General features: G+C 71.6%; 15 protein-coding genes. 8 read left to right on the forward strand and 7 right to left on the reverse strand.

The window, feature by feature from the left end; translation table 11 throughout:
• Positions 1-29 precede the first annotated feature (29 nt).
• Entirely contained in the window at positions 30-728 is a 699-nt protein-coding gene (locus ACIREO_RS14590) for a PhzF family phenazine biosynthesis protein (protein ID WP_404109023.1), read from the forward strand.
• 13 nt (positions 729-741) lie between these two features.
• On the forward strand, positions 742-891 hold the full coding sequence (locus ACIREO_RS14595; RefSeq protein ID WP_404109025.1) for a hypothetical protein: 150 nt from the start codon (positions 742-744) through the stop codon (positions 889-891).
• On the opposite strand, the gene ACIREO_RS14600 is transcribed toward ACIREO_RS14595, so the two are convergent.
• Together ACIREO_RS14600 and map are read right to left on the reverse strand one after the other, a co-directional pair.
• Positions 881-1,546 (reverse strand): heme oxygenase (biliverdin-producing), encoded by a 666-nt coding sequence (locus tag ACIREO_RS14600; RefSeq protein WP_404109027.1) that lies wholly within the window; start codon positions 1,544-1,546, stop codon positions 881-883. The two genes, ACIREO_RS14595 and ACIREO_RS14600, sit on opposite strands and share 11 nt — an antisense overlap.
• A 164-nt stretch (positions 1,547-1,710) precedes the next feature.
• Positions 1,711-2,568, reverse strand: coding sequence for a type I methionyl aminopeptidase (map, locus tag ACIREO_RS14605; protein ID WP_404109029.1), 858 nt, complete (start codon positions 2,566-2,568; stop codon positions 1,711-1,713).
• Between the two features lie 58 nt (positions 2,569-2,626).
• Here map and ACIREO_RS14610 point away from each other — a divergent pair, with 58 nt between their 5' ends.
• Positions 2,627-2,863: a hypothetical protein gene (locus ACIREO_RS14610; protein ID WP_404109032.1), complete on the forward strand. Its 237-nt coding sequence runs from the start codon at positions 2,627-2,629 to the stop codon at positions 2,861-2,863.
• Positions 2,864-2,885: 22 nt separating this feature from the next.
• On the opposite strand, the gene ACIREO_RS14615 is transcribed toward ACIREO_RS14610, so the two are convergent.
• Positions 2,886-3,488: a hypothetical protein gene (locus tag ACIREO_RS14615; protein WP_404109034.1), complete on the reverse strand. Its 603-nt coding sequence runs from the start codon at positions 3,486-3,488 to the stop codon at positions 2,886-2,888.
• A 142-nt stretch (positions 3,489-3,630) separates the two neighbouring features.
• Here ACIREO_RS14615 and npdG point away from each other — a divergent pair, with 142 nt between their 5' ends.
• On the forward strand, positions 3,631-4,341 hold the full coding sequence (gene npdG, locus ACIREO_RS14620) for an NADPH-dependent F420 reductase (protein ID WP_404109037.1): 711 nt from the start codon (positions 3,631-3,633) through the stop codon (positions 4,339-4,341).
• An 80-nt stretch (positions 4,342-4,421) separates the two neighbouring features.
• Positions 4,422-4,607 (forward strand): hypothetical protein, encoded by a 186-nt coding sequence (locus ACIREO_RS14625; protein ID WP_404109040.1) that lies wholly within the window; start codon positions 4,422-4,424, stop codon positions 4,605-4,607.
• Positions 4,608-4,618: 11 nt separating this feature from the next.
• Here the strand turns inward: ACIREO_RS14625 and ACIREO_RS14630 are convergent, their stop codons facing one another.
• Positions 4,619-5,431 carry a site-2 protease family protein gene (locus ACIREO_RS14630; RefSeq protein ID WP_404109043.1) on the reverse strand — a complete coding sequence of 271 codons (813 nt, stop codon included), beginning with the start codon at positions 5,429-5,431 and terminating at the stop codon, positions 4,619-4,621.
• Between the two features lie 123 nt (positions 5,432-5,554).
• Between ACIREO_RS14630 and ACIREO_RS14635 the strand changes: the two genes are divergently transcribed.
• Entirely contained in the window at positions 5,555-8,863 is a 3,309-nt protein-coding gene (locus ACIREO_RS14635; RefSeq protein ID WP_404109046.1) for a BTAD domain-containing putative transcriptional regulator, read from the forward strand.
• Between the two features lie 14 nt (positions 8,864-8,877).
• Here the strand turns inward: ACIREO_RS14635 and ACIREO_RS14640 are convergent, their stop codons facing one another.
• The 3 genes from ACIREO_RS14640 to panB form a co-directional block, all read right to left on the reverse strand.
• Complete coding sequence (locus tag ACIREO_RS14640) at positions 8,878-9,735, reverse strand: ABC transporter permease (protein ID WP_404109048.1); 858 nt, start codon at positions 9,733-9,735, stop codon at positions 8,878-8,880.
• Positions 9,732-10,751 (reverse strand): ATP-binding cassette domain-containing protein, encoded by a 1,020-nt coding sequence (locus ACIREO_RS14645; RefSeq protein WP_404109970.1) that lies wholly within the window; start codon positions 10,749-10,751, stop codon positions 9,732-9,734. Before ACIREO_RS14645 ends, ACIREO_RS14640 begins: the two co-directional genes overlap by 4 nt.
• A 112-nt stretch (positions 10,752-10,863) precedes the next feature.
• Positions 10,864-11,748 (reverse strand): 3-methyl-2-oxobutanoate hydroxymethyltransferase, encoded by an 885-nt coding sequence (gene panB, locus ACIREO_RS14650; RefSeq protein ID WP_404109051.1) that lies wholly within the window; start codon positions 11,746-11,748, stop codon positions 10,864-10,866.
• A gap of 338 nt (positions 11,749-12,086) precedes the next feature.
• Between panB and ACIREO_RS14655 the strand changes: the two genes are divergently transcribed.
• On the forward strand, positions 12,087-13,109 hold the full coding sequence (locus tag ACIREO_RS14655) for an endonuclease/exonuclease/phosphatase family protein (protein ID WP_404109054.1): 1,023 nt from the start codon (positions 12,087-12,089) through the stop codon (positions 13,107-13,109).
• Between the two features lie 319 nt (positions 13,110-13,428).
• A complete protein-coding gene (locus ACIREO_RS14660) occupies positions 13,429-14,616 on the forward strand; it encodes a Cmx/CmrA family chloramphenicol efflux MFS transporter (protein WP_404109057.1) in 1,188 nt (395 codons plus the stop codon).
• Positions 14,617-14,674: the final 58 nt, after the last annotated feature.

Below are 14,674 nucleotides of genomic sequence, written 5' to 3' on the forward strand. Positions count from 1 at the left end.
GGGGCCCCGCACGGTGTTTGAATGCGGAGGTGAACGACTTCGACGTACCCGAAGGCATCGACGTACTGCGCGTGTTCTGCGGCCCGGACGGCGGCCACGGCAACGCGCTGGGCGTCGTGCGCGACGGGCGCAGGTATCCCGACAACGAGTCCCGGCAGGCGCTCGCGCGGAAGCTCGGCTTCAGCGAGACGGTGTTCGTGGACGACCCGGAGCGCGGCACCGTCGACATCCGCACCCCCGGGCTGCGGCTGCCGTTCGCGGGTCATCCGCTCGTCGGTGCGGCCTGGCTGCTCGACGTGGAGGTCCTGGAGCTGCCCGTGGGGGATGTGACGGCCCGCCAGGACGGCGAGTTCACCTGGATCACGGCCCGCCCGGAATGGGCGCCGCCGAGGACACTGGAGCGGTACGCCTCGGTCGCGGAGGTCGAGGCGCTGACGGGGCCACCGCCCGGCGAGGGCTGGCTCTACGTCTGGGCCTGGGAGGACGAGGCCGCCGGCCGCGTACGGGCACGGGCCTTCCCGCGGCGCGACGACAACATCGACGAGGACGAGGCGACCGGCGCTGCGGCCATGCTGCTGAGCGCCGAGCTCGGCCGGGCCCTCAACATCACCCAAGGACGCGGCTCCCAGATCCTCACCGCACCCGCGCCGGACGGCACGATGGAGATCGGAGGCCGGGTCCTTCTGATGGCCGCGCGTCCGCGCCCCGAACAGCTGTCCGCGCCCTGAGCTGGTCGGCCGGATGCGGGCCGCCAACCCGGCGATGAAGGTGCTGGTCGCTCAGATCATCCCGGTCGATCCGAGCAGCTGCGCCGAGTGCGCCGCTCGTACCGTCGACACCGACACCGACACCTACGACGGCGCCCCGTCGGTGCCCTTGACTACGCGCTGAGCGGGAAGGCCTCGCCGAGATCGCGGAAGACCGCGGTGTTCAGCGCGAACGCGCGCTTGCACTCGTCGACGACGCGCTGCTTCTCCAGATCGTCGGCGTTCACCGCGTCCAGCAGCTCGCGGTAGTCCCGCTTGAAGGCGGCCGGGTTGGAGATCTGCTCGAACACGTAGAACCGGACCCCGTCGCCCTTGCGGGCGAAGCCCCAGGTCTTCTCCGCGGTGCCCCGGATGATCTGGCCGCCCGAGAGGTCGCCGAGGTAACGGGTGTAGTGGTGCGCCACGTATCCGGCGGGCCACTCGCGCGCGCACTCGGCGACCCGCGCGGCGTAGGCCGCGGTGGCCGGCAGCGGCTCCAGGCCCTCGCGCCACCCCTCGCCCCGCAGATGGCCGAGGTCGCGCTCCAGCTCGGGCGTGCGCATCAGCTCCGGCTGGATGAAGGGCCCGGCGACCGGGTCCTCGCGCAGTGCCTCCGCGCCGTCCTCCAGCGCCCGGTAGACGAACCACAGCTGCTCGGTGTAGCGCGTGTACGCGTCCACCCCGAGCCGTCCGCCGAGCATGTCGCTCATGAAGGTCGAGGACTCCGCCTCCGTGTGCTGCTCGTGCGAGGCGGTGCGGATGAGAGTCGAGAAGGGCGTGGTGGTGGCTGTCGAGTCCAAGGCGGGCCTCCGGGGACCGAGGGGACGGGAAGTCCGGACAGAATCGTACGAACCGGTAGCAGCTGTACACGCCGCCGCGCACCGATACGCTGATCCTCCTACTTAGGCATACCTAAGTCAACAGGTTCCCGACCGCCTGTCGGTAAAAGCCCGGCCGGTGCCGCTCACGGAAGCGTCAGGACCTCCGCCCCGGTCTCGGTCACCACCAGTGTGTGCTCGAACTGTGCGGTCCGCTTCCGGTCCTTCGTCACCACGGTCCAGCCGTCGTCCCACATGTCGTAGTCATGGGACCCGAGCGTCAGCATCGGCTCGATGGTGAACGTCATCCCGGGCTGCATCACGGTCGTCGCGTGCGGGCTGTCGTAGTGCGGGATGATCAGACCGGAGTGGAACGAGGAGTTGATCCCGTGCCCGGTGAAGTCCCGCACCACCCCGTAGCCGAACCGCTTCGCGTACGACTCGATGACCCGTCCGATCACATTGATCTGCCGGCCGGGCCGCACCGCCTTGATGGCACGGTTCAGCGACTCCCGGGTGCGCTCCACCAGGAGCCGCGACTCCTCGTCGACGTCACCGCAGAGGTAGGTGGCGTTGTTGTCGCCGTGCACGCCGTCGATGTACGCCGTGACGTCGAGGTTCACGATGTCGCCGTCCCGCACCACCGTGGAGTCGGGGATGCCGTGGCAGATGACCTCGTTGAGCGAGGTGCAGAGCGACTTCGGGAAGCCCCGGTAACCGAGGGTCGACGGGTACGCTCCGTGGTCCACCATGAACTCATGGGCGACCCGGTCGAGTTCGTCGGTGGTGACCCCCGGGGCGATGAGCTTGGCGGCCTCCTCCATCGCCTGCGCCGCGATACGGCCCGCGATCCGCATGCGCTCCACGGTGTCGGAGTCCTGGATCTCCGGCCCCGTGTACGGCGTGGGAGCGGGCTTGCCCACGTATTCGGGGCGCCGGATCTTTCCGGGAACGGAGCGGACGGGAGTGATCTCCCCTGGTACGAGAAGCGACTGGCCAGACATGTCAGCGAGTCTAACCAGCGCGCCCGGGGCACCATGGCAACGAGGAAAGGATCCCGCAATGGCCCTGTTCAAGAAGCGCACGGTGGGCAAACCGGGCGAATGGTACTACTGCCTGGAACACAAGAAGGTCGAGGAGGGCCCCGAGTGCCCCGGCAAGGACCGGTTCGGCCCGTACGCCACCCCGGGGGAGGCCCAGCGCGCCATGGACACGGCGCGTGAGCGGAACCTGGAGTGGGAGACCGACCCGAAGTGGCACGACCGCACGGACCGGCCCACGGACGAGACGCCGGACTAGCCTCCCGTCCGGACCGGGCCCCTCACCAGCGGGCCGGCGGCGGGGCCGTCAGCTGGTCGGCCAGGCGGGAGAGGCGGTCGCGGAAGGTGCGGCGGCCCCGGGGGGACGGGGTGCCGTTCTCTCCGGCCGCCGCGCTGACCAGGTGCTGGACCGTGTCCAGGTCGACCTCGGCGCCGTCGGAGACCGTGAGCGCCTCGTGGGCGAGGCCCCGCACCTCAGGGTCGCCGCCGTCCAGCGCGAGCACGGTCGCCCCCGCGCGACGCGCGTCGTGCACGCGTTCCAGCAGGCCGCCGTCCGGCTGCCCGGGCGCCACCACGAGCAGCGTCTCGCCGCGTCCCGCGGCCTCGATCCGGCCCAGACCGACGGCCAGGTGCACCGGGTCGTCCGGCTCCACCCGGTGGCGTACGAGCGTGGGCCTCAGCTGTGGCAGGCCCGACCAGGTGGACTCGTCCACCAGGTGCGCGGCCATGTGCCACGGCTCGTAGTCCTCGGTGCCCACCAGCAGCAGCCCGCCGCCCTGCGGGACGACCGACGACCGCAGGGTCCGGGCGAACCCCCGGGCCGCCGCCGGCCACTCCGTCCCGGCGAGCACCTCACGCAGCAGAGCGACACGTACGGCATCCATGGACCGGCATCATGCCGCTGCCTCGGCCCCGTGACCGCCCGATCGCGTTCAATCCACCCGAACGGGAACCTCCGCCGTGACGCACGTCGCACAGCGACGAGGCGAGGGCTCCGCTTCCCTACCTCACAGTAGGGTCGGCGCCATGACTACGAATGACGCTGGAAGCGCCCCCAAGCCCCCCGCCAAGGACCCCTGGGACCTCCCCGATGTGTCCGGCCTGACCGTGGGCGTACTCGGCGGTACCGGCCCCCAGGGCCGCGGCCTCGCCTACCGCTTCGCCCGTGCCGGGCAGAAGGTCGTCATCGGCTCGCGGGCCGCCGACCGTGCCGAGGCGGCCGCCGCCGAGCTGGGCCACGGCGTCGAGGGTGCGGACAACGCGGAGTGCGCGCGCCGCAGCGATGTCGTGATCGTCGCCGTGCCGTGGGACGGTCACGCCAAGACCCTGGAGTCGCTGCGCGAGGAGCTCGCCGGGAAGCTCGTCGTCGACTGCGTCAACCCGCTCGGCTTCGACAAGAAGGGCGCCTACGCCCTGAAGCCCGAGGAGGGCAGCGCCGCCGAGCAGGCCGCCGCCCTGCTGCCGGACTCGCGGGTCACCGCAGCCTTCCACCACCTGTCGGCGGTGCTCCTCCAGGACGAGACGATCGAGGAGATCGACACCGATGTGCTGGTGCTGGGCGAGGCACGCGCCGACACCGACACCGTGCAGGCGCTCGCGAGCCGCATCCCCGGCATGCGCGGCGTCTTCGCCGGCCGGCTGCGCAACGCGCACCAGGTCGAGTCCCTGGTGGCGAACCTGATCTCCGTCAACCGCCGCTACAAGGCACACGCGGGGCTGCGCACCACCGACGTGTAGGAGCCTGTCGGGAGCCGAATCGGGCATGAGGGACACTGGAGGGGACCGCGCACCATCCCCGGACAGGAGCACCAGCCCTCATGCCCCGCCTCGCTCTCTACGCCAGCATCGTCTGCGTCCTCGCCGTCGCCGCAGCCGTGGTCTCCTTCGTCCAGGGCAGCATCCTGCTGGGTGTCGTATGGGTGCTGCTGGCCGGCCTCTCGTCCAACATGGCGTGGTTCTACCTGCGTAAGCAGAAGTCGGAGTCCCGCGCCGAAGCCGCCTGAGGGCGCTCCCGTTAGCGGATCAGCGCACAGCCCGGGTCCTGGTCGCCGAACCACTCCTGCCAGAAGCGGTAGGTGTCGAGCCCGCAGTACGTCTCGACCTCGTTGACGCCCAGGCCCCGCAGCAGCGCGTCCACCGCGTCGAAGAAGAAGCCGTTGACCTCCGGGACCCACAGGAGTGCGAAGACCGCGATCAGCCCGAAGGGCGCGAACGGCTCCACCTGGCGCCGGATCTTGTACGACAGCCAGGGCTCGATCACTCCGTAGCCGTCGAGCCCCGGGACCGGCAGGGAGTTCAGGATCGCCGCCGTCACCTGGAGCAGCGCCAGGAACGCCAGGGCGAGCCGGAAGGACAGCGGAACGCCGTCCAGGGCGTCCAGCCAGAACGGCGCCGTGCAGACGATGGCGAACAGCACATTCGTCAGGGGGCCGGCCGCCGAGATCAGGCTGTGCTTCCAGCGCCCGCTGATGCGGCCCCGCTCGATGTAGACCGCCCCGCCCGGCAGACCGATACCGCCCATGATCACGAAGAGCACGGGCAGCACGATGCTCAGCAGGGCGTGGGTGTATTTGAGCGGGTTGAGCGTCAGATAGCCCTTCGCCCCGATCGAGATGTCGCCGCTGTGCAGGGCGGTGCGCGCGTGCGCGTACTCGTGGAGGCAGAGCGAGACGATCCAGGCCGCGGTGACGAAGAGGAAGACCGCGAAGCCGGTCTGTTCCGCGAAGTCCGTCCACACCGCCCAGCCCGAGACGGCCATGACGGCGACGATCCCGAGGAAGATCGGGCTGACCCGCCGGTCGCTGGGGCGGCGGAACGCGGTGGTCATCGGCGGTACTCCTGAGGGCTGGACAGCGGCTGGAGCCCCCGAGAGTACGGGTGACACGGCGAGAACGTCTCACGGACGGGTGGCAGTTCCCCGGAGAGCGGAGCGGTCACGGACAATGGGCGCGTGTACTACGGCATCCTCGGTACCACCCGCGCTCTCCGCTCCGACGGCACGCCCGTCACCCTCGGCGGGGCGCGGCTGCGCGCCCTGCTCACCGTGCTCGCCCTGAGCCCGGGCCGTACGGTCCCGGCGGGGGTGCTCGTCGACGAGGTGTGGGACGGTGATCCGCCCGCCGACGCCCCCGGTGCCCTGCAGGCACTCGTGGGCCGGCTCAGGCGCTCCCTGGGCCGGGACGCGGTCGAGTCGGCGGCGAACGGCTACCGCCTCGCCGCCGATCCGGACGCCGTGGACCTGCACCGCTTCGAGCGGCTCGCGGGCGAGGGCGCCCGGGCGCTGGAGGAGGGCGACGCGGCGAAGGCCGCCACCGTCCTCGACGAGGCGCTCGCCCTGTGGCGCGGGCCCGCCCTCGACGACCTGCCGGACCGCGCCGTGGCGGCGGCCCGCTGGGAGGCGAGGCGTCTGGACGCCCGCCGGACCCGGACCGAGGCCGTCCTCGCGCTGGGCGGCGCCGAGAAGGCCCTGCCCGAGCTCGCGGGGCTCTGCGCCGACCACCCGCTGGACGAGTCCCTGCAGGCCCTCCGCATCAGGGCGCTGCGGGACGCCGGACGCACCGCGGAGGCGCTAGCGGCGTACGACGAGGTGCGCGCCCTGCTCGCCGACCGGCTCGGCGCCGACCCGGGCCCCGTACTGCGCGCTCTGTACGACGGGCTGCTGCACCAGGGCCCGCCCGCTCCGGCTCCCGGCTCCTTCCCCGGGCCCCGGCGGCCGGGCAATCTGCGGGCCAGGCTCACGAGCTTCGTAGGGCGTGACGCGGACATCGCGGACCTGCGCGAGGACCTGACCCGCGCCCGGCTGGTCACCCTCCTGGGTCCCGGCGGGGCCGGCAAGACCAGGCTGTCCCAGGAGGCGGCCGAATCCGTCGGTGCGGCCGCCTGGCCGGACGGCGTCTGGCTGGCCGAGCTCGCGCCGGTCGACGATCCCGAAGCGGTGCCGGAGGCCGTCCTCAGCGCGCTCGGCGGCCGTGAGACCGTGCTGCGCGGGGCGGGCGCCGAGGAGCTCCGGGCCGCGGAGCGGGGCGCGGGCGAACCGCTCGTCCGGCTCACCGAACACTGCTCAGGGCGCCGCATGCTGCTGCTCCTGGACAACTGCGAGCACCTCATCGAGGCGGCCGCGGCCCTCGCCGACCACCTGCTGGCCCGCTGCCCCGGGCTCACCGTCCTCGCGACCAGCCGTGAACCCCTCGGCGTCCCGGGCGAGTTCGTCCGGCCGGTCGACCCGCTGCCCGGACCGATGGCGCTGCGCCTGCTCGCCGAGCGCGGAGCCGCCGCGCTGTCCGGCTTCCGGGTCGACGCGGACGAGCGGACGGCGGCGGCCTGCGCCGAGATCTGTCAGCGCCTCGACGGGCTTCCGCTCGCGATCGAACTCGCCGCCGCCCGGCTGCGTATGCTCACCCCGCGCCAGATCGCCGACCGTCTGGACGACCGCTTCCGTCTGCTGACCAGCGGCAGCCGCACCGTACTGCCGCGCCAGCAGACCCTGCGTGCGGTCGTCGACTGGTCCTGGGACCTCCTGGACGAGGACGAACGCGCCGCTCTGCGCCGGCTCTCGGTCTTCTCCGGCGGCTGTACGCTCGCCGCCGCCGAGGCGGTCTGCGCGGACCGGCCGGGGGAGGCGCACGACGTCGCCGGGGTGCTCGGCTCGCTCGTCGACAAGTCCCTCGTCGTCGCCGCCCCCGCCGCGGACGGCCGGATGCGCTACCGCCTCCTGGAGACCGTCGGTGAGTACGCCGCCGAACGGCTCGACGAGGCGGGGGAGCGGGACGCCGTCGAACGGCAGCACCTCGTGTTCTACCGGGAGCTGGCCCGTACCACCGACCCCGAACTCCGGGGCGCCGGGCAGCTCGCCGCCCTCGAACTGCTTCAGCGCGAGTACGAGAACCTGCGCACCGCACTGCGGCGCGCCGTCGCCGCCCGGGACGAGCAGGAGGCGTTCTGCCTGGTGCTCTCGCTCTCCTGGTACTGGCAGATGCGTGATCTGCGCAGCGACGCCCTGCAGTGGGCCGAGGCCGCCGCCGCGCTCGGTCCCGACCCGTTCGCCGGACCCGCCCGTCTCGCGCCCTCCATTCACGAGCGCTGCACCGACGCGCCGCCGCCCATGGGCCCCGAGCTGCTGGAGGAGGCGCGGCGTGAGGTGGCGCTGGTCCAGCTGGCCGGTATGGACGACGCGATGGACGCCTGGATGAACGCGAGAGGCATGGAGCGCCTGCGCGTCATCGCCGCCACGTACCTGCCCGGCCAGCCGCAGACCTGCCGCAGTCCGGGTTCGCTCTGGTTCTTCGCCGTCATGTTCACCGGGGACATCTCGGATCTGCGCGTACTGCTGAACGAGAGGGTCCGCGCCTCCCGGGAGTTCGGATACGAGTGGGAGCTGGCCTCCGCGCTCCAGGTGCGTGCCAACGTGCTGGCCAACCGGCCCGACTGGGCGGGCGAGGCCCATGCGGACGCCGACGAGAGCCTGGAGATCTTCGGCCGCCTCGGCGACGACTGGGGCGCGGCGGAGGCGCTCTCCTCGCGCGGCGAGGCCAACGAGAAGACGGGCGACTTCGCCCGTGCGGCCGAGGACTACCGGGCCGCGATCGGTTACGCGGAGAAACTCGGTGCCAAGGCCCAGGTGATGGTGCTCCGTACCCGGTACGCCGCCGCGCTGGTGGAGCTCGGCCGCGGCTCGGAGGCCGAGGTGATCTTCCGGGAGGTGCTCGTCGAGGGGCGGCACGCGGGGCACGAGGGGACGGCGTTCGCCCGCTTCTTCCTCGCCATGTGGCTGGGGACGTCAGGGCGCACCGGCGAGGCCCGTGAACAGCTCGTCACGCTGCAGGGGGAGTTCGACTCCGCCTCCACGGTGGAGTTCTTCCAGGCGTTCGTGCTGGGTGGTCTGGCCTGGCTCGACAGCCAGGAGGGGCTGTACTCGGACGCCCTGGCCCGGAGCCGGGAGGCGCTGGCACGGTCTGACGACCGGTTGTCGCAGATGGTGGCGCCGCAGATGAACGTGCACTACCTGGTCACCGCGGCGCGGGCGCTGGGCGGGCTCGGCGGGGAGCGCCGGGCCGTCACCGCGGCGCGGCTGCTGGCCGCCGGAAGGGGGCTGCTGCCGGACGGGCACGTGCCGACGTCGATGGAGCGGCACAACGGCACCGCAGCCGAGGAAGTGGTCCGCGGCGTTCTCGGGGACGCCGCCTACGAGGCGGCGTACGCCGAGGGCGTCGGCCTCTCCCTGGAGGAGGCCAACGCCCTCGTCGACGGGTCCGCGGACTGAGTACTGAGTGGAGGTCAGGACTTCTTGCGGAACTTGGAGACCGCGAGCGGGGCCATCACCACGGTGATCACCACGGTCCAGCCGAGCGTCAGCCAGACGGAGTGGCCGAGCGGGCCGCCCATCATCAGACCGCGGGCCGCGTCGGCCAGGTTGGACAGCGGGTTGTAGTCGGTGAACGTCTGGAGCCAGCCGGGCATCGTCTGGGTCGGGGCGAAGATGGACGAACCGAACTGGAGCGGCATCATCACGATCATCCCCATTCCCTGGACCGCCTGAGCGGTCTTCATGCTCAGTCCGAGCAGGATGAAGATCCACATGATGGCGGCGCCGAACGCGGCAGCCAGGGCGATCGCCCCGATCAGGCCGAGCACCGACCCGTGGAGCTCCATGCCGAGCGCGAAGCCCATGCCCAGCAGGATCAAGGTGGCGACCGTCATCCGGCCGAGCTCGACCACGATCTTGGCGATGAGCACCGAGGAGCGGGCGATCGGCATCGTGCGGAACCGGTCCATGACCCCCTTGCGGAAGTCGTCGTTGACACCGGAACCGACGGCCATGGCGATGTTCATGCCCATCATCGCCATCAGGCCGGGGATCAGGTAGTTGAGGTACTCCTGCCGCCCGCCGCCCATGCTGCTGCCGACCGAGCCGCCGAAGACGTACACGAACAGCAGCACGAAGATGACCGGCATCAGGAGTGCGTCGAACATCGACTCCGGATCCTTCTTGATCTGGAGCAGATTGCGCCGCACCAGCGCCCCGATGTGGCGCAGGTTGTTCCGCAGCCCGATCCGGCCCTCGTCGTGGAGGCCGGTGGCCGGTGCGGACGTCGCCGCTTCGGTGGGCGTGGGCGTCAGAGTCGTCGTGCTCATGCCGCGACCTCCTGGGGAATCGTGTCGGTGACGGTGGCCTTGTCGCCCGTGATGGCGAGGAACACCTCGTCCAGGCTGGGCAGCGCGGTGGCGACATGGGCGAGCGAGAAGCCCCGGGTGCCGAGCAGCCCGATCACCGCGGTCAGCTGCTCGTCGCTGAGGATCGGTACGTACAGCAGTCCCTCGTCCGGGACCGCCTGGGCGCCCGCGACGCCGTCGAGACCTGCCTCCCGCACCGCCTGTGCCATCGCGGCGAGTTCGGCCGGGTCGGAGGGCCGGATCTGCAGGGTGCGGCCGCCGACCTTGGCCTTGAGCTCGTCGACACCGCCGCGGGCGATGATCCTGCCCTGGTCGATGACGGTGAGCTCGTTGGCGAGCTGTTCGGCCTCTTCCATGTACTGGGTGGTCAGCAGCACGGTCGCCCCCTCCGCGACCATCCGCTGCACCTCGTCCCAGACCTCGTTGCGCGTACGGGGGTCGAGACCCGTCGTCGGCTCGTCCAGGTAGAGGACGGCCGGACTGCCGATCATGGACGCCGCCAGGTCCAGCCGGCGCCGCATGCCGCCGGAGTAGTCCATCGCGGCCTTCTTCGCCGCGTCGGTGAGCGAGAAGCGCTCCAGCAGCTCGTCGGCGCGGGACCGGGCCTTCTTGCGCGGCAGGTCGAGCAGCCGCCCGATCATGTAGAGGTTCTCCCAGCCGGAGAGCTTCTCGTCGACCGAGGCGTACTGCCCGGTCAGGCCTATGGTGCGGCGCAGCTGCCGGGGCTGCTTCACCACGTCGTAGCCGGCGACGACGGCATGTCCGGCGTCGGGCAGGATCAGGGTGGAAAGGCAGCGTACGAGGGTGGTCTTGCCGGCGCCGTTGGGTCCGAGCACGCCGAGGACGGTGCCCTCGCGTACATCGAGGTCCACACCGTCCAGCGCCTTGGTGTCGCCGTAGTGCTTGACCAGCCCCCGCACCTCGACGGCGTTCCTGCCGTCCCCGAGGTTCTTGTCGTTTCGCGTCATGGACACCATGAGACCAGCTGCCACCGACAAGTCACCGACATATCGCTGACAGCGGGCGACAGCCCGCCGATGGGGGATGTCGGCGGGCTGTCGATGGTGCGGCAGTGGTATCGGTGGCGCTTCAGTGGAAGGTGTGCTCAGCCGCCGGGAACGTGCCTCCGACGACCTCTTCGGCGTACTCCCTGGCGGCGTCGGTCATCACCTGGCGCAGGTTCGCGTACTGCTTGGTGAAGCGTGGGACCTTGCCGCCGGTCAGCCCGACCATGTCGGTGTAGACCAGCACCTGCGCGTCCGTGTCGGGCCCGGCGCCGATGCCGACGGTCGGGATGTGCAGCGTGCGGGTGACCTCGGCGGCCAGCTCGGCAGGCACGAGCTCCAGCACGACGGCGAACGCGCCCGCGTCCTGCACCGCCTTCGCGTCGCGCAGCAGCTGCTGCGCCGCTTCCTCGCCGCGTCCCTGCACCCGGTAGCCCATGGCGTTGACGGACTGCGGGGTCAGGCCGATGTGGCCCATGACCGGGATCCCGGCCTCGACCAGCAGCCGGATCTGCTCGTGGGAGCGCTCGCCGCCCTCCAGCTTGACCGCGCCGACGCCGGCGTCCTTGATCAGCCGGGTGGCGTTGCGCAGGGCCTGGACCGGGCCCTCCTGGTACGCCCCGAAGGGCAGGTCGGCCACGATGAGGGCGCGCTTGGTGCCCCGTACGACGGCGGCCGAGAGGATGGTCATCTCGTCCATGGTGACGGGCACGGTCGTCTCGTAGCCGAGGTGGCAGTTGCCCATGGAGTCGCCGACGAGCATGACCGGAATGCCGGCCTCGTCGAAGACGGACGCGGTCATCGCGTCGTAGGCGGTGAGCATGGGCCACTTCTCTCCGCGCTCACTGGCGGCGGCGATGTCGTGGACGGTGATGCGGCGGGTGCTCTTGCCCCCGTACAGGGCCTTACCGGCACCGGGAGTGGGGCCCGCGGGTGTGGCGGACTGGTTCTGCGCAGCCTGAAGCGACATGGCCAACGGCTCCTTCGTCATCTCGAGGCGCCCTGACGGCGTCCCCGGATCCCTTCCATGGTGGCATCCCCGGACCGTTCCCGGGAAGTGGGCCCACCCGTGCGGGTCTCGCGCCGCGCCCACCGCAAGACACGGGTCACGGCTGTGAAACCGACGGCCGCCTCCACGTGAGTGTTCTGTCACAAGCCGCGAATCGGCCATTACGGCCGGAACTCACCAGTCCGGTTCCGTCGTCCTGATGGCAGTACCGCCCTCGTCGGCGGCGAGAACGGCGCCCCTTATCGCCTAGGGTCGTGAGGCGCGGTGATGTGAACGGCAAGGCAGTGAGGACGAGCGCAATGGTGCAGGCGTACAGGGCGGACACCGAGGACGCCGGTGCGGGTTCGCAGCCGGGCTCCCGACTCCGGGCTCTGCGTCACAGACTGGCCTCCGACCGGGGCATCTGGCGGCGCGGCATCCTCCTGGCGCTCTGCTCGCTGCTCCTGACCCTCGTGATGGTCTTCCACTCGGAGATCCCGAACACCATAGGGAATCTGGGCAGCCTCATCGAGACGTTCCTGCCCTGGCTCGGCGTTCTCGTGCCGGTCCTGCTGGTCCTCGGCCTGGTCCGGCGCTCCGCGACGGCGTTGATCGCCCTCGTCCTGCCGGCCGCGGTCTGGCTCAACCTCTTCGGTGGGCTGCTCTTCGCCGACGAGTCGGGCGGCGGCGGCGACCTCACCGTCGCCACGCACAACGTCAACGCGGGCAACCCCGACCCCGGGGGCACCGCCCAGCAGGTCTCCGGCTCCGGCGCGGACATCGTGGCCCTGCAGGAACTGCCGGTCGGGAAGGTGGCGGCGTACGAGGACGCACTCGCCGACCGCTATCCGCACCACTCCGTCCAGGGCACCGTCGGCCTGTGGAGCAAGTACCCGGTGACGGACTCCAGCCCCGTCAACATCAAGCTGGGCTGGACCCGTGCGATGCGTGCCACGGTCGCGACCCCCGAGGGCAAGGTCAAGGTGTACGTCGCCCACCTCCCCTCCGTACGGGTCAAGCTGAACGCGGGCTTCACCGCGAACCAGCGGGACGACAGCGCGGACGCGCTGGGCGAGGCGATCGCCCACGAACCGATGGAGCGGGTGGTCCTGCTGGGCGACCTGAACGGCACGATGAACGACCGCTCGCTGCACGGGGTCACCTCCCAGATGCGCTCCACCCAGGGCGCGGCGGGCGACGGCTTCGGCTTCAGCTGGCCGGCGGCTTTCCCGATGGCGCGGATCGACCAGATCATGGTGCGGGGCGTCGACCCCCTCTCCTCCTGGACCCTGCCCGCCACGGACAGCGACCACCTGCCGATCGCGGCCCGTCTGGAGCTGTGAGCGCCGCCGCTTCGGCGGGCGGTAGGCTCCCACCCATGTCCAGCCCCGAGTCCGACAGACTCCGGCCGCCGGTTCGCCGGTGGCCGGTCACTGACGCCGACAGCCTCTGACCCCAGCGGTCACCGGGCTTCGCCCGTCACGCCGTCGACCACCGCCGGATCCTCCGTGGCGGTGTGGGCCGACTCTCATGTCCCGTAGCGACACCGGACATTCCACCGCGTCGCCGTCCTCGCGCTCTCACGTGTGACGACGGGCGCGGCCCGCATCCCCTGCACACCGGTCGTTCCTCCGACGGTTCCGTACAAGGGGTCCCTTTCTCATGCCATTCGCTGTATACGTGCTCGGGCTGGCGGTCTTCGCCCAGGGCACATCGGAATTCATGCTCTCCGGCCTGCTCTCCGGCATCGCCGGTGACCTGAATGTCTCGCTGGGCGCCGCCGGGCTGCTGACCTCGGCCTTCGCGGTCGGGATGGTGGCCGGTGCGCCGCTCACGGCTCTGGCAGGCCGCACCTGGCCCCGGCGCCGGGCACTGCTGTTCTTCCTCGGCGTCTTCGTCGCGGCCCATGTCGTCGGCGCCCTGACCTCCAGCTACGGGGTACTGCTCGCCACCCGGGTCGCGGGGGCGCTGGCCAATGCAGGTTTCTGGGCGGTGGCGCTGGTCACCGCACTGGCCCTGGCAGGCCCGGACCGGCGCGCGCGGGCCACCGCCGTGGTCGTCGGCGGGGTCACCGTCGCGTGTGTGGTGGGTGTCCCGGCGGGGGCGGCGCTCGGTGAACTCTGGGGCTGGCGCTCGGCGTTCTGGGCCGTGGCCCTCGTGTCCGTACCTGCCGCCGTCGCGTTGGTGGTGGCCTTGCCGGGCGGCCGGCCCGATGACGCGCCGGGGGTGAGCGCGCGGAGTGAACTGCGTGCCCTGGCCCGGCCCCGGCTGCTGCTGACCCTGCTGGTGATGGCGCTCGTGCAGGGGGCGACCTTCTGTACCTTCTCCTATCTGGAACCGCTGGTCACCCGGGTCACCGGCTTCGGCGCGGGCTGGGTGCCCGTGGTGCTCGCGCTGTTCGGCGTCGGCTCGTTCGCGGGTGTCACCCTGGCCGGGCGCCTTGCCGACACCCGCCCGGACGCTGTCATCGGGTTCGGGATGACCGCCCTGGCCGTCGGCTGGGCCGCACTCGCCCTGACCGCCGCCCATCCGGTGGCGGCCCTCGCCCTCGTCCTGCTCCAGGGAGCGCTCGCCTTCGGCACGGGGACGACGCTGATCACCCGGGTCTTCCACCTGGCCCCGGACGCCCCGACGATGGCCGGCTCCTTCGCCACGGCCGCCTTCAACGTGGGCGCGGCGGCCGGCCCCTGGCTGGGCGGCCTGGCCCTCGGCGCGGGCCTCGGCTTCCGCGCTCCGGTCTGGGTGAGCGCCCTGTTGATGTGCCTCGCCCTCGCGGGCGCGGGGGTGCTGTCGGTGTCCTGGCGCACGAGGGCCGCCAGGCGGCCTGGGCGGGCCGGAGCCGCTGAGTGACGTCCACATCACACCCCGCCGCAACGGCATGTTCACGTCCGGGCATAAAACGTCTGAG

It is taken from the genome of Streptomyces sp. NPDC102441 (genome assembly GCF_044765585.1).
In the GTDB taxonomy this organism is placed as follows: Bacteria; Actinomycetota; Actinomycetes; order Streptomycetales; family Streptomycetaceae; genus Streptomyces.